We start from the raw sequence: 14,730 nt of genomic DNA, 5'->3' as shown, positions 1-14,730 counted from the left end.
AACTTTATTGCTCACTAGTATTTCCTTGTAATTTCTTACCTAATGCAATCAGGTATTCTTTTAAGCTATTTTTGATTTCTGGATGTTCTAATCCAAATTCAATGCTCGTCTTCATAAATCCGAACTTGTCACCCACATCAAAACGTTCACCTTTAAATTGTTTAGCAAACACTCTTTGCGTTAAATTCAATGTATCAATCGCATCTGTTAATTGAACTTCCCCACCTGCACCAGGTTCTTGCTTTTCTAAAATTTCAAAAATTTCTGGTGTTAATAAGTAGCGACCGATAATGGCTAAATTACTTGGTGCTTCTTCAGGTTTTGGTTTTTCAACGAAACGACGTACATTGTACAATCCATCTTCTACTTCACTTTCTGGATCGATAATTCCGTATTTATAAGTTTCTTCATTAGGAACTTCCATGACGGCGATATTTGAAGCATGGGTTCTTTCGTAGCCTTCAATCAATTGTTTTGTTAAAGGTACTTCATCTCGCATAATATCATCTCCAAGCATAATGACGAATGGCTCTCCGCCAACAAAAGCTTTTGCTTGAAGAACCGCATCTCCTAACCCTTTTGGATACGATTGACGAACAAAGTACAAGTTAATTCCTGTTGTTTCTTGAACGAGTTCTAATAACTCTTTCTTTCCTTTGGCCTCAAGGTTTGACTCTAATTCGATGTTTGAGTCAAAATGATCCTCGATTGGACGTTTACTCTTACCAGTAACAATTAAAATATCTTCAATTCCTGATGCTAGAGCTTCCTCTACAATATATTGAATCGTAGGTTTATCCACGATTGGTAACATTTCCTTTGCCATAGCTTTTGTTGCTGGAAGAAAACGAGTTCCTAACCCAGCAGCTGGAATGACTGCTTTTCTCACTTTTTGCATCTGTTTATTCCTCCGTTCGTTTTATTGGTGTTCTTTTATGGATGCTTCTGATTTATATTCACGACCCATTAGGCATTGAATTTCTTTGCGAACATCATGTCCGTTATATAACACATTGTAAACTGCAGCCGTAATTGGCATTTCAATATTTTTTTCTTTTGCCAAAGCATACACTGCTTTACAGGTTTCTACCCCCTCAACAACCATTCCCATATTTTCTAGAATCGTTGGAAGTGGAATTCCTTTCCCAATTTGATCCCCACATCTCCAGTTACGAGAATGAATACTCGTACAAGTAACAATTAAATCTCCTACCCCACTAAGTCCAATAAAAGTCAGCGGATCTGCTCCAAAAGCTACTCCCAGACGACTGATTTCTGTTAACCCTCTTGTCATCAAGGCTGCTTTTGCATTATCTCCGTATCCTAACCCATGAAGAGCCCCTGCTCCAACAGCAATAACATTCTTTAATGCCGCTCCCATTTCAACTCCTATGCAATCAGTATTCGTATATACACGGAAAAATGAATTGCTAAACAGTTTTTGTACATATTTTGCAGATTCTATATTTTCACATGCCGCTGTAATTGTCGTAATATCTCGTCTAGAAACTTCTTCTGCATGACTTGGTCCGGATAACACTACAATATCCTCGTAGCGATTACGGTCTAGTTCTTCTGCTAAAATTTCTGAAATACGTTTATACGTTCCTTGCTCTAATCCCTTACTTGCATGAATAATCATCGGTTTATTCTCGAGCAAGTCATTTAATTGTTTCGCAACCAAACGAATCACTTTTGTTGGGAGTACGAATAAAATCGCATCCACATCTTTTACCGCTTCTGCTAAATCTAAATATCCTTTAATCGAAGGATCTAAGAAAACCCCAGGTAAGAAATGTTCATTCGTATGACGCTCATTAATTTCTTTAATTTGAGCTTCATTATTTCCCCAAAGTCGAGCTTCATGTTGGTTTTCTGCTAAAACCATCGCTAATGCAGTTCCCCATGAACCAGCTCCTAAAATGGCGATTTTTTTCATATCAAAACTCCTTTACACTTTTCAAAACAATATTGGAGATTGTGGATTATCGATAGAGACATAATCCGGAACCGCTGGCACTCGACGTCTTCTTACAATAATCAGACCAATTCCTAATAGGAATAGTACGATTGAAACCAGTTGAGAAATTCTGATGACGTTAAACATCCAGAGGCTATCTGTACGCATTCCTTCGATGAAGAAACGACCAAATGAATACCAAATTAAATAGCCAGCAGCTATTTCTCCTACTTTTATCCCTTTGCGTCTACGAAGATAGAATAAAATAAGCACTCCGATAAACGACCAAAGTGATTCGTATAAGAAGGTTGGTTGGTAGTATGTTCCATTGATATTCATCTGTTCAATGATGAAGTTTGGTAAATGCAATCCTTCTAAGAAAGCACGAGTAGTCGCTTCACCATGTGCCTCTTGATTTGTAAAGTTCCCCCAGCGACCAATTGACTGAGCTAGCAATACAACAGGAGCCAAAATATCAAGAAGTAAGGCAAAAGAAACTTTCTCTTTTTTAGTAAACCAATAAACCGTTGCGGCCCCTGCAATCACTCCACCGTAAATTGCGATACCACCATGCCAAATTTGAATAATTTCGGCTGGATTTGCTAAATAATATTTCCATTCAAAAAGAATGTAATACAATCTTGCTCCAACAAATCCGAGAGGGACTGCCCAGAACACCAAGTCAATTATAAAATCCTTGCGATAGCCTTTTCTGGTAGCTTCCCTATCTGCTAAAGTCGTTGCCAAATAGATTCCAAAGGCAATAATAATTCCATACCATCGTACTTGTAACCCTCCCATTTCAAAAGCAATTGGATTAATGGTCAAAGCCATTTCTAATACATTCATTTACTGTTTACTCCTAAACTTCTTTATTTTCTTCAATCAATTTAGACAATCGATTGGTAAAGTTTTCTGTAGCATCAAAGCCCATTTTTTTAGCGCGGAAGTTCATACAGGCTACTTCAAGAATAATCGATACATTTCGACCTGTCTTCACCGGAATACGAATTTTAGGAATTTCAACTCCTAAAATTTCGACATTTTCCATATTTCCACCTAATCGATCATATCTCTTTTCAGGAGTCCAATTTTCAAGATGGACCACTAAATCGACTTGTTTAGAATCTAAAATAGCTCCTGCTCCAAATAGCGTCATCACATCAACAATCCCGACACCACGAATTTCAATCAAGTTATTTAAAATCTCTGGTGCTTCCCCGATTAAGGTTAATTCATCATAGTGATACAATTCCACACGATCATCTGCAACGAGTCGGTGTCCTTTTTGAACTAATTCCAAAGCCGTTTCTGATTTACCCACTCCACTTTCACCAGTGATAAGTAATCCAATTCCAAATACATCTAGCAATACCCCATGCATTGAAAATCTTTCGGCTAGTCTACCTTCTAAGAAATTTGTCACACTACTAGAAACCTGAGTCGTTTTAGAAGAAGCTTGTAAGATAGGAATCTGTGCTTTTTCTGCCGCTTCGATAAGCTCTTTTGGCGGTTCTAATTTACGAGAGAAAATAAAACATGGGGTCTCTGGAGTACATAAGAGCTCCATCACTTCATATCTCGATTGTGAATCCATCTCCTGCGCGAAGGACGTTTCAGTACGTCCCAATAATTGAATTCTCTCCGCTGGATAAAAATTAAAATAGCCGGCTAATTCTAATCCCGGTCTTGAAATTTCACTTGTAACAATCGGTCTATCTAAGTATTCTTCTCCGTAAATTGGTTTTAAGTGAATATTTTTGATTAACTCTTGAACCGTAACAGGTTTCATAACATCCCTCTTTTCTTCATTCCTTTCTACTATACCATATTTTAGCGCTTTCTTGTACGGTTTTAGATTTAATTAACAATTCCCCTTTCTATTTTCAATTCAATAACCAATAATCTAAAATCAAACTTTTTGCTATTTCTATGCATTTCTATATAATAAATTTCAGCTTCATAAAGGAGGATGTAACATGATCTTTTATTCATATGATTTTTTAAAAAGTAAAGTACAACAAATCAACTATATTCAACTTGGACTGATTCTAATTGTCATTGCAGTTTTAGCAATTGCTCTCTATCGATATTTTAAAAACAAACAAGATACTAAATTTCGTGAATTAGCTTTAATTGCAGTCATCGGTATTCTAATACTGGCTGGTTCTAAGATTTCTGACTTACAATCTTCTAAAAATTCAGAAAACCAATACTCTGGAGCCCTTCGTTTTGTAGAAACGATTGCAGCTGATTTACATGTGAATAAAGAAGACATTTACATTAACACTGAAGCCGCAAAGGACGGAGCTATTGTAAAAGTAGGCGATCAATTCTATCGCGTATTAACAGGGGATAGCCCTGATCATTACCTACTTGAAAAAATGGAAGTACATAATCCAAAAGTGACGATTAAGGAGGCTGAATAAGTTGAACTTTTCATATATCGACGTCGCAATCAAACTTGCACTTGGTCTATTATCATTAATTATTGTTATTAACTATACAGGAAAAGGTAATCTGGCTCCTACATCTGCCAGTGACCAAGTTCAAAACTATGTTCTCGGGGGAATTATCGGTGGTGTGATTTACAATCCATCCATTACAATCCTACAATACTGCATCATTCTATTAATATGGTTTGCTTTGGTATTGTCTCTGCGTTGGGTAAAAACAAATAACAGCAAAGTGAAAAAAATGATAGACGGGGAACCATTACAATTAATTAAACGAGGAAAAATTGATGTTGAAAATGTTCGCCTAGCCGGTCTAACGGCACAAGAAGTAGCCTTTAAATTACGTGCGCAAGGCGTCTACTCCATTCATGATGTAAAAAGTGCCATTTTAGAGCAAAACGGACAATTAATTCTTACAAAATCTGGAGAAGAAAATCCAAAATATCCCCTCATTACAGATGGAGTTATTCAACATAATATTTTAGAAGTTATTGATAAAACTGAAGAATGGGTGATGAAACAACTTGCTGCCCAAGATATTCAAGATCCTTCTGAAGTATTCCTTGCAGAATACAATAGCGGTCAATTGACGGTTGTAAAATATTAATTGAAGTCAACAAAAAAGCGCCTTTACAAGGCGCTTTTTTGTCGCATTAATCTGTTAGATTTTCAACAAAACGTTGGAAAATCGTTAATAGAATGCTCACTACTAAGGTGATGAGTGGACTCGAAAATGAGAATCCCGGTCCGACAAACCATGATGTAATACTTAACATCATCGCATTTAACACAAAGCTAAAGCATCCAAACGTTACAATCGTTACTGGTAACGTTAAAAGGAATAGAATCGGTTTAACAAATAAGTTTAGTACCGCAAGAACGATACTTGCAACAAGCGCTGCTACCCAGTTTGTAACGATAAATTGTGGAACAAACCATGCAATTACCAAAAATCCTAATGTATTGATGGCAATTTTTTTAGTAAATGACACTAAAAATCACTCCAATCATCATTATCCTCATCTTCTACTTTTCGAGCAGTTTTGCGAGGACGATTATTTCTAGAAGTATAGTAGTAAGTATCTTGTCGATTGCGACGACGGTACTCAGAACCCCCTTCTGGAATTATGATAGCTAGTAATATATAGAGGAAGATTGGAAAACCTGTCCAACAAAAAATCAAGAATAGAACACGAACAATTGTTGGATCTACTTCAAAGTATTCTGCAATTCCTCCCATTACTCCACAAAAAATTCGGTTATTTCTGGATCTTCTTAACTTTTTCATTTTATTTAACCCTCTTTCTTACTATCTGCCTTTGATTGTAGCTGATTTACATGAATATTACCAGTTGTTGTTTCTGCAACTACTTGTGGCATAAATTCTTTTTGCTTACAAATCACTGCTGTTCTTTCTGTTAAATCTTTTCTTTGTTTAATGACTTCAAAGATAGTTTCATCAAAGTGAAGACTTCCTAGAGACGTTTCTAAATGCGCTTCTAATCCTAATTCTTCTGCCAAACTAATTTTTACATTCCCATTTGCAGTTTCAACATCCACTTTTTTTGTTAGTGGACTAGTAATTTCTACCTTAATATTTCCGTTTACCGTCTCCATTTTAGCTCCACGGAAATCTCCTTCTAAGCGAATATTTCCGTTTACCGTTTCAGAAACGATATCTTTAAAAGCTAATTGTTCATATTTTAGGTTCCCGTTGACAATTTCAGACTCTAATAGAACCCCTGTGACATCTTTTAGGAAAATATTTCCGTTATCACTTTCTAAGTAATAATCTTTCCCCTTTAACTCTTTTAGATGAAGAGTTGTGTTTAAGCCTTTCATCGAAATATAATCGTATTCTTTTTCAGGTAATGAGATTGTCCAATCACAATAAACTTGTTTACTTAAGCTCTTAATAAAGATGGTATCTTCATGTACTTCTACTTTCACGCGGTCTCTAACATAAGATTCTGCATCGAAATACTCTTCGTCTTGGGAAGCTACTCGGCATTCCCCTTCAATCGTCATTTCATTTCCAGGAACCGACTTCACGCGTAAGATTCCATTTGCGACCTTAAAATCTAGGATACTTGCTTCATCGATGACTTGATGGAAATGATACGGAACTTTCTTTCCATTTTTTGCTTGGGCATAAGGTCTATTTACTTCTACAGAGTTCATGACCGATTGAACAGTGGTTGCGATTGAATCTGTAAATTTGGCAGCCCATGCAGTAATACTTCCTGCTGTTTTTCTTGTTTTTTCTTCCCAGTCAGTTTCTTGGACTTTCTTCTTCGCTTTTTGAAATGTTTCTTCCCATTCTTCTTTTTTCTTTGCTTTCATTTTTTCATCAGCCATTTTCTTTTCTTGAAGTAAACTCTTATATTGGTTACTTAATTGTTCTGCTTCTTCTTCTAATCGAACGAGCTCCATTTCTTCGTCTACTGTTAACGATTCTAATTGGCTAGCCGTTCTAATTTCATCGATTCGACGATCAATTTCTTTTGTTCGTTTTAAAATTGTTTGAATCGATTCGTCTGTTTGATCACTTTCTGCTGAAAACTTAGTGAATGCACTCGCCACACCTTCCATAATGGAATCCAATTGACTTGTTGTAGGTTGTTCTTTCTCTTCTACTGCCTTATCACCCATTTTTTCTAAAAGGACCACTGCTTCTTCTGCTGAAATAATACCTTTATCTACTAGTTCTAAAATTCTATCTTTTTGATTCATCGTTTTCTTCCCCCTTAAATTTAGGTGTTTCTTGATTACATCCTTAGTGTAAATCAAGTTAAAAATAAAAACATAGGTCCTAAGGTTGATTTTTATCCCAAACTTCTCTAAACCTAAAGTTGTATTCTAAGTATGACTTCACTCTTTCTTTATCTTGCACTGCTATTGATTTGTTGATACACTTTGAATACAGTTTATAGTAGGAGTTGGAAGGAATTTGATAAAGAAAACCGTTACATTAAAATCGCATGAGCGACTTGACCGTCTTGAAAAAGAAAATATCGATATTATCCAAAGTCGTGAAGTGTTCTCTTTTTCTTTGGATGCAGTCCTTCTAGCGGATTTTGCAACTATCGCAGAGCGTAGAAAAGCGTCCATCGTCGACCTTTGCACTGGTAATGGAGCGGTGGCATTTTTACTCAGTCATAAAACCACTAATCCTATTACCGCTGTCGAAATCCAAGAACAACTCTTCGATATGGCGATGCGTACTACTCAATTAAACGGTTTAGAAGACCGCATTACCTTTATTCATCAGGACATTCGAAATTTAAAAGGCATCATTCCCAAAGATTCGGTCGATTACATCACTTGCAATCCACCTTATTTCAAGGTCAAAGAAACCAATCTGACAAATCTCAAGGAGGCCTATACGATTGCTCGTCATGAAGTGCACCTTCCACTAGAAGATTTACTTTCAACTATTTCTGGGCTCTTGAAGATGAAAGGAAAAGCCTATCTTGTTCATAGGCCTGATCGATTGAGCGATATCCTAACAGAAGCAAGACAACACAGACTGGAAGCTAAACGTGTTCAATTTGTATACCCGAAAGAGGGAAAAGAAAGCAATATTGTCCTTATTGAATTAATGAAGGACGGCCTTCCAGGAGGACTCAAGGTGTTGCCACCGATTACAGTTTTCAATGAGCAACAAGAATATACTGAAAAAATCAGAAGTATCCTCTGGGGGGACAAAGCATGAGTCAATTCTTTACGTATGTCCTACTCTGTAAGGATCAAACCTTTTACACCGGCTATACCGTTGATTTAGAAAAAAGAATCGCAACGCATAATGCTGGTAAAGGTGCCAAATACACAAGGATGAGAACCCCCGTCACACTGCTCTATGCTAAAGAATTCGCCACAAAACAAGAAGCGATGAAAGCTGAAGCAGCGTTCAAAAAGTTCTCTCGCCCCCAAAAAGAAACATTTCTACAAGCGATTGGGGCAAGTATCACTCGTCCAGTGATTATCTATTTAGAAGGAGACAAGACAGATGAGACAAAAGAGTTATCGGACTGAAGGAATTGGCAAGCTTTTCCTTGTCCCTACTCCCATTGGAAACTTAGAAGATATGACATTCCGCGCTGTGAATACTCTACGCGATGTGGATTTAATTCTAGCCGAAGATACGCGTCATACACAAAAGTTACTTAACCACTTTGAAATTGAAACTCCGCAAAAGAGTTTCCATGAACATAATACGCAGGAACGCATCCCTCAAGTGATTGAGTGGCTCCAAGAGGGAAAAATGATTGCACAAGTGAGCGATGCCGGAACCCCTTCCATCAGTGACCCTGGCTTTGAACTGGTTCAAGCCTGTGTTGAAGCCTCTATTCCTGTTATCCCGCTTCCGGGAGCGAACGCTGGGATTACAGCTTTAATTGCCAGTGGACTCGTCCCTCAGCCTTTTTACTTCTATGGATTCTTACCACGAAAGAAAAAAGAAAAAATCGAAGCATTAGAACAGTTACGCACTCATAGCGAAACCGTCATCTTATACGAATCACCGTTTAGACTAAAAGATACGTTTTTATCTATCCAAACCGTGTACGGGGAAAGTCAACCCGTTGTTCTCTGCCGTGAGTTAACCAAAAGTTATGAAGAGTTCATTAGAGGTACTGCTTCTGAACTTGTTCTATTACTCCAGGAAGAAGAACTGAAAGGCGAATGTTGTATTTTGATTGGTCATAAAAATCCTAATGAAGTGACAACGGCACTATCTGGAGCTGCTGAAGAGAACACTCCAGATGCTTCTCTTTCGATTACTCAACAAGTGGAATGGTTTATTGAGCAACAACAGTTATCACAAAAAGAGGCCATCAAAGCTGTTGCAAAACATCTTGGTCTCAAAAAACAAGACGTGTATAAAGAAGTTCATTCTCAGTAAAATGCTTCAACTAAAAAACTGCCCAAGCGCACATATCACGCTTGGGCGGTTTTTTATACTACGATGAATTTAAGTACATTGAAAGCCGTCATTAGAAGAAGAACCATCATTAATCCTAAATAAAGTCTTTCAACCGTTTCGTGGCTTAATCTAGCTTGAATCTTCGTTCCAATCCAACCGCCTAGTACTGCAAATATCGCAATTGCTAGAATGATAAAAGAGACGGAATGATAGTTTTCAAAGTCACGAATCACCGTTGTCATCTTGATAATTTGTGCAAAGAAAATCATCACAATCGAATAGGCTGCAGCTTCTTTTGCTTTCATGGAGAAGAAGTACACCAGTAAAGCAATATTGAGTGGCCCCCCTCCTATTCCTAGATAGACAGAAATGATTCCAACGCATAGACCAATTGCGATAATGGCGATTAGATTCGAAACCGTTAATGTCTGAATCTTCTCTTTGTTCAGAGTGAATAAAATAATTCCCCCTAATAACACAAATAAAATAACGGATTGAGTGATGCTGACAAATTGATTTCCCATCATTTCAACAGCTTGGAGAAACACAATATCTCCTATTTTTCCACCGATAATGGAGCCAAATGCAAGTCCAAATACAATGTGTTTATCCACTTGAAAGCCTAATTTACTTCTCTTGTAAATAGAGACTAAGCACATTGTAAAGACTGCCACCGTAGAGTACACACTTATCATACTCGTGGTGTCCATTCCCACAACATCAAAGGCTGGTTTGATGATAATCCCACCACCTAATCCGGTTATGGCTCCAATCATTGTGGCACATAAAACAATGATGCTATAAATAATGAGTTGCATTTATTGCCCTCCAAGTGTTCGAATACATCTAAATCCTAAATGACTCGATGTAGAATCCCAGGGGGATCCATTTCTTGCTGCAACACGGTATCGATTGCAATAAGAACAATGACATAAGAACGAGCCACCTCGAATGGCATATTCTACCTCAAGGTTTAGAGGCGCTTTGGCATCTGCCTCGATATCTTCAAAAGGAATTCCTCGATGATTTATGCACCACTCCCATACATTTCCAATCATTTGATATAAGCCGTATCCATTTGGTTCAAAACTCTTTACAGGAGCCGTTCCTAAAAAGCCGTCTAGCTCACTATTTTGATTTGGAAACTCTCCTTGCCAAGTATTCGCATGATATTTTCCATCTTGTTCAAGTTCTTCTCCCCAAGGATACTGAGTGGTCGTCCCACCACGGGCAGCATATTCCCACTGTGTTTCGGTTGGAAGCCCAGCTCCAGCCCACTCACAATAAGCCAACGCATCTTTAAGAGATACATGAACAACTGGATGATCTAATATTTCCTCAATCGATGACTCTGGTCCAAAAGGACGCTTCCAACAAGCCCCAGGAACTAATAGCCACCATGGAGAACCCGATACATGAGAATAATCTTCTCTTTTCTCTGCAGACACCAGCAAATGAAATACGTAAGAATCCCCGAAGAGTTCTGCTGTTGTTTGATAGCCTGTCTCATCGACAAATCGTTTAAACTCTTCATTTGTTACCGTCGTCTCAGCCATTTCAAAAGCTTGCACTTCTTTTGTCAAACAAGGAGATTCATGATCTTCAATAAATCCTCTATTTTCAGTATCTCCCATTTGGAAAGTGCCTGCTTTTAAAGGAATATAGTTCATGCTACTCTCCTCCCTTTAATGTAGACACAATTTTCTCTAATGGGACTGGGCAAAGTTTGCCCTCTTGAACAAATCCCTCTTCTCGTCCTTCCAAATAACGAGCGAGTTTCACTTTAAATTCGTGAATCAATGAAGTATATTTTTCTTCTGCAATCAGATTCCATTTTTCATTTGGATCTTCCGTCATATGGAATAATTGAAACTCATTTGTCACAGGGAACCAGATAAATTTCCATTCATCAGTTAAAATATATTGGCTCGAATCAACCCCTAGGCTATGTTCACCGTGGAACTCATTTCGCCAACCTGCAAATTCACCAAACAATAATTGACGCACACTCTTTCCATCGGTTTGTACGGTATTACCTGTCGCTAACTCGACAAGCGAAGGGAATACGTCCTGAATCTTGATGAGCTGTTTGACACTCTTCTTAGTCCCTGCAATTAAATTACCTGGATCGAAAATGAAAGCAGGAATCTTAATACTTCCTTGGTATGGGTACCCTTTTCTAAATAAATAGTGTTCCCCTAACTGATCCCCATGGTCACTCACAAACCAAAAAATGGTATTCTCTAATAAATCAAACTCTTCCACTGCCGTTAGGAAGCGACTTAATTGATTATCGATATGGGTGATTAACGCATAATACGCTGCAATCATCCGCTTTTGTGCATCTTTAGGAATTTTGCCACGTTTTGCATAGAGGCTTGGAATCTTTTCTTCCAATTTTTCCCAGTTTCCGATATGTAAATCTAGGTTTTCATCCAGCTTTTGCATATATAAATCAAAGAAATATTGAGGTGGATTTAGCGGTGCATGCGGTTTTTCAAAAGACATTTTCAAAAAGAATGGGACACTTGGGTCTCTTCTCTTTAAAAAGCGAATACTCTCGCTGACAATCCAATTCGTTGGATGATATTTTTCTGGCCAATCAAAGGGGCGAACATCCCAAGAATTGCAGTTTGCTCCATCATCAATGATATCCGCATCGCTTCCAAGTTCTTTTTTAATCCAGTCTAAATAATCACTCGAATGTTCAAACGTTTCCCCATACGCTTTATTGTACTTACGGTCGACATGTAAGTACCCATCATGTAAGAGAACATGATCAAAGCCTAATCTTTTACGACTTGGATACACATGCATTTTCCCAATACATTCCGTTTGATACCCTAAATCTTTAAAGGTTTGAGGGAGGGTGTTCGTATAGTTCCAAGGAACTTCATCCTCATAGCCCACACGACCATTAGAAGCTTGATCCATCCCTGTTAAAAGCGCTGCTCTAGCTGGTACACAACTCGGTACGGGTGAATAGGCATTTTCAAAGTTATAGCCCATACTCGCCATCATATCTAATGTTGGTGTAACCACTAAATCATCTTCGCGGTTGATAGACAATGCATCGGAACGCATTTGGTCCACGACAATTAAGACGACATTTGGTTTTTTATCTTGTTTTACCATTTTTTATCCTCCATCTATAAAACAAAGTCACTTCTATTATAACAAAAGAGCCTATCCTTCGACAGGCTCTCTTGATGACTTTATTGGTATTTTCTATGACTATCTTGCTTTCTTCCAAGATTTAATGTTCACCAAATAAGATTTCGGTGCAAAACATGCAATTCTCGTCATTTTCTCTACGTTTTCCATAATATAAATTACAAATATGGAACCCTTGATTATAAATATTTTCTAAATTAATCACAGATTGACTACGTTCTTTTTTCTCAACGACTTGATTTGAGATGTGCGTGCTTGAATTCATCGCATCCAAGCGATCTTTCAAGTGGTGATTTTCCATAATCAAATTATGATTTTCTTCTATGACCTTTTGTAATTCTAAAGAAATATGCTCTAACTCATGCAGTTGCAATAACGTTTGTTTCGTTAGTTTTTCGATTCGATCATATAACTGTCTATTTGGCATTCACGCACCTCCTCTTTCTTCATTTTGGGATTTGTAAAACCCATTGTTCTAATACGGCCTGAACTCCTACATTGAATTGTATTTTGGAGAGAGCCTTTGTCATTTTTTCGTGTTCTTGAATCCATTGCTTCACACTCAGTTTTTCAGCAATAGTTCTCAGAGTCGCAATCTTATCACTTTGAATCAGTTGTCCTTCTAACCCTTGCGCACAAAGGAGTGCATCTCGTATATAGAATTGCAATAACGTTAAAAATTGCTCACTCTCTACTTTTGAAACTAACAGTGGGAGCACTTGCGATTGAATTGTAATAAAAGCCATCGCTCGATTGGTAAAAATACGAACAAACCAATTCCAACTTTCTTGACGGATTTGTCCAAAGCTTTCACTTTCCAATAATAATAAGGCTTGATCGGCACTATTGGTTAACTGTGATACTAGCTGAGCAGTCGCATTAGAGGCCCCTTTTTCCTTTAAAAGGCCATTCACTGTGTCCTCTTGATTGGATTGAAACCTGATAATTTGACAACGAGATTGAATGGTAATGAGCACCTTACTTAATTGCTCCGTCAATAAAATAAAGTGGATATTTCCTGTCGGTTCTTCTAAAAATTTTAGTAAACTATTGGCAGCACCAGGAGTTAATGTATCTACCGCATGAATCACACAAATAATCGCACTCGATTCCATTGCTGTTTTGGTTAATTGCGACTTTAAGGAACGGATTTGATCTACTTTGATCGTAGTCCCTTCTGGCTCCACAACAATATAATCGGGAAAGTTTCCATGCTCAATTCGCAGACAATGTTCGCAAACCTGACAAGCACCTTCTCCAACGGTTCGATTCGTACAGTTTAGTATTTTAGCAATTTCTTTCGCCATTTCGGATTTTCCAATACCTTTTGCTCCTTCGAACAAATAGGCATGGCTTAATTGCCCTTTATCAATCGTACGAATAAATGCTTCTTGCTTCTTCTTCATCTTAGAAACGTAAAAATGTGTCTACTGGTAGAACAAATACCGTAGCCCCACCTACTCGAACGGAAACAGGTGTAGTAATTGCGCTGTCTAACATGCTATCAATATGAACAGGTGGAATCATCATTTGTTCACGTGTTTGGCAGTTTTCTTTAATGATGTCTAATGCTTCATCGACTCTTTCATCTTCGATACCGATCAGGAAAGTTGTATTTCCCGCGCGTAAGAATCCACCAGTTGTTGATAAACGAGTTGCACGAATATTAGCTTGTGCAAACTCATCTCCTAATAAGTGTGCATCTTTATCTTGTACAATAGCAATTAATAATTTCATCTTTCATTCTCCTATCTTGTAAAATAATTTGGGTAACGTTCTACTAACACTTTGAAACACTCATTGACAACTTCTTCAACCGTTTGAGTTGCATCAACGGAAACGATTCTTTCTGGATATTTCTTCAGTAATCCTAAATACCCTTCTCGAACCATCGAATGGAAACTCAATCCTTCTTGATCTAATCGGTCAAACTGACGATTGCCTCTTGCTCTATGAATTCGCTCTAAACCAACTTCTGCAGGCACATCTAAATACAGTGTTGTACTTGGCGAAAGTCCATCTGTAGCAAATCGATTCAGTTCAGCTACTTCGTCTACTCCAATCCCACGAGCAAACCCTTGATACACTAATGAACTATCCACAAATCGGTCACAAAATACAATATTCCCTTTTTCCAAATTCGGTAAAATACGATCTTTTAAGTGCTGACGGCGTCCTGCTGCATATAAAATGGCTTCTGTTCTTTCGTCCATTTC

19 protein-coding genes are annotated in these 14,730 nt (G+C 37.8%); 5 read left to right on the top strand and 14 right to left on the bottom strand.

All coding sequences use genetic code 11. The annotated features are described in order from the left end of the window. Positions 1–4: 4 nt before the first annotated feature. From galU to hprK, 4 genes are read right to left on the bottom strand one after another with little or no spacing between them, the layout of a single operon-like run. Positions 5–898: a UTP--glucose-1-phosphate uridylyltransferase GalU gene (galU, locus tag ACO5V7_RS06705; protein ID WP_485485552.1), complete on the bottom strand. Its 894-nt coding sequence runs from the start codon at positions 896–898 to the stop codon at positions 5–7. Positions 899–919: 21 nt separating this feature from the next. Then, positions 920–1,939 carry an NAD(P)H-dependent glycerol-3-phosphate dehydrogenase gene (locus tag ACO5V7_RS06700; protein ID WP_485485551.1) on the bottom strand — a complete coding sequence of 340 codons (1,020 nt, stop codon included), beginning with the start codon at positions 1,937–1,939 and terminating at the stop codon, positions 920–922. Positions 1,940–1,960: 21 nt separating this feature from the next. Further along, the gene (lgt, locus tag ACO5V7_RS06695) at positions 1,961–2,809 is read right to left on the bottom strand and encodes a prolipoprotein diacylglyceryl transferase (protein ID WP_485485550.1); all 849 of its coding nucleotides are present in this window, start codon (positions 2,807–2,809) and stop codon (positions 1,961–1,963) included. 13 nt (positions 2,810–2,822) lie between these two features. Beyond that, the gene (gene hprK / locus ACO5V7_RS06690) at positions 2,823–3,752 is read right to left on the bottom strand and encodes an HPr(Ser) kinase/phosphatase (RefSeq protein WP_298648750.1); all 930 of its coding nucleotides are present in this window, start codon (positions 3,750–3,752) and stop codon (positions 2,823–2,825) included. 187 nt (positions 3,753–3,939) lie between these two features. On the opposite strand from hprK, the gene ACO5V7_RS06685 reads away from it, so the two are divergent. Together ACO5V7_RS06685 and ACO5V7_RS06680 are read left to right on the top strand one after the other, a co-directional pair. Further along, on the top strand, positions 3,940–4,389 hold the full coding sequence (locus tag ACO5V7_RS06685; protein ID WP_298648747.1) for a DUF3290 domain-containing protein: 450 nt from the start codon (positions 3,940–3,942) through the stop codon (positions 4,387–4,389). A gap of 1 nt (position 4,390) precedes the next feature. Further along, the gene (locus ACO5V7_RS06680; protein WP_485485549.1) at positions 4,391–5,023 is read left to right on the top strand and encodes a DUF421 domain-containing protein; all 633 of its coding nucleotides are present in this window, start codon (positions 4,391–4,393) and stop codon (positions 5,021–5,023) included. Between the two features lie 46 nt (positions 5,024–5,069). Here ACO5V7_RS06680 and ACO5V7_RS06675 read toward each other — a convergent pair whose 3' ends face one another. From ACO5V7_RS06675 to ACO5V7_RS06665, 3 genes are read right to left on the bottom strand one after another with little or no spacing between them, the layout of a single operon-like run. Then, entirely contained in the window at positions 5,070–5,408 is a 339-nt protein-coding gene (locus ACO5V7_RS06675) for a phage holin family protein (protein ID WP_485485548.1), read from the bottom strand. Next, a complete protein-coding gene (locus tag ACO5V7_RS06670) occupies positions 5,408–5,704 on the bottom strand; it encodes a PspC domain-containing protein (protein WP_039849196.1) in 297 nt (98 codons plus the stop codon). Before ACO5V7_RS06670 ends, ACO5V7_RS06675 begins: the two co-directional genes overlap by 1 nt. Before the next feature lie 5 nt (positions 5,705–5,709). Continuing rightward, positions 5,710–7,149 carry a DUF4097 family beta strand repeat-containing protein gene (locus ACO5V7_RS06665; RefSeq protein WP_298648731.1) on the bottom strand — a complete coding sequence of 480 codons (1,440 nt, stop codon included), beginning with the start codon at positions 7,147–7,149 and terminating at the stop codon, positions 5,710–5,712. Positions 7,150–7,366: 217 nt separating this feature from the next. Between ACO5V7_RS06665 and ACO5V7_RS06660 the strand changes: the two genes are divergently transcribed. From ACO5V7_RS06660 to rsmI, 3 genes are read left to right on the top strand one after another with little or no spacing between them, the layout of a single operon-like run. Continuing rightward, entirely contained in the window at positions 7,367–8,131 is a 765-nt protein-coding gene (locus ACO5V7_RS06660; protein ID WP_485485547.1) for a tRNA1(Val) (adenine(37)-N6)-methyltransferase, read from the top strand. After that, positions 8,128–8,451: a GIY-YIG nuclease family protein gene (locus ACO5V7_RS06655; protein ID WP_485485546.1), complete on the top strand. Its 324-nt coding sequence runs from the start codon at positions 8,128–8,130 to the stop codon at positions 8,449–8,451. Before ACO5V7_RS06660 ends, ACO5V7_RS06655 begins: the two co-directional genes overlap by 4 nt. Further along, positions 8,426–9,319 (top strand): 16S rRNA (cytidine(1402)-2'-O)-methyltransferase, encoded by an 894-nt coding sequence (rsmI, locus tag ACO5V7_RS06650; RefSeq protein WP_485485545.1) that lies wholly within the window; start codon positions 8,426–8,428, stop codon positions 9,317–9,319. The genes ACO5V7_RS06655 and rsmI overlap by 26 nt, the downstream gene beginning before the upstream one ends. Before the next feature lie 53 nt (positions 9,320–9,372). On the opposite strand, the gene ACO5V7_RS06645 is transcribed toward rsmI, so the two are convergent. From ACO5V7_RS06645 to tmk, 7 genes are all read right to left on the bottom strand, one after another. After that, entirely contained in the window at positions 9,373–10,158 is a 786-nt protein-coding gene (locus ACO5V7_RS06645; protein WP_485485544.1) for a sulfite exporter TauE/SafE family protein, read from the bottom strand. Further along, positions 10,159–11,010, bottom strand: a complete 852-nt coding sequence (locus ACO5V7_RS06640) for a formylglycine-generating enzyme family protein (protein WP_485485543.1) — start codon at positions 11,008–11,010, stop codon at positions 10,159–10,161. Position 11,011: 1 nt separating this feature from the next. Continuing rightward, positions 11,012–12,475: a manganese-dependent arylsulfatase gene (locus ACO5V7_RS06635; RefSeq protein ID WP_455040836.1), complete on the bottom strand. Its 1,464-nt coding sequence runs from the start codon at positions 12,473–12,475 to the stop codon at positions 11,012–11,014. 121 nt (positions 12,476–12,596) lie between these two features. Then, on the bottom strand, positions 12,597–12,941 hold the full coding sequence (locus ACO5V7_RS06630) for a DNA replication initiation control protein YabA (RefSeq protein WP_485485542.1): 345 nt from the start codon (positions 12,939–12,941) through the stop codon (positions 12,597–12,599). Positions 12,942–12,960: 19 nt separating this feature from the next. Then, on the bottom strand, positions 12,961–13,920 hold the full coding sequence (gene holB / locus ACO5V7_RS06625; RefSeq protein WP_485485541.1) for a DNA polymerase III subunit delta': 960 nt from the start codon (positions 13,918–13,920) through the stop codon (positions 12,961–12,963). Between the two features lies 1 nt (position 13,921). Further along, the gene (locus tag ACO5V7_RS06620) at positions 13,922–14,251 is read right to left on the bottom strand and encodes a cyclic-di-AMP receptor (protein WP_485485540.1); all 330 of its coding nucleotides are present in this window, start codon (positions 14,249–14,251) and stop codon (positions 13,922–13,924) included. An 11-nt stretch (positions 14,252–14,262) separates the two neighbouring features. Continuing rightward, the coding region (gene tmk, locus ACO5V7_RS06615; RefSeq protein WP_485485539.1) for a dTMP kinase at positions 14,263–14,730 on the bottom strand (468 nt) is incomplete at its 5' end.

The sequence above is a fragment of the Granulicatella sp. genome, from assembly GCF_057274575.1.
This window is presented reverse-complemented; position numbering and strand designations above follow the sequence as displayed.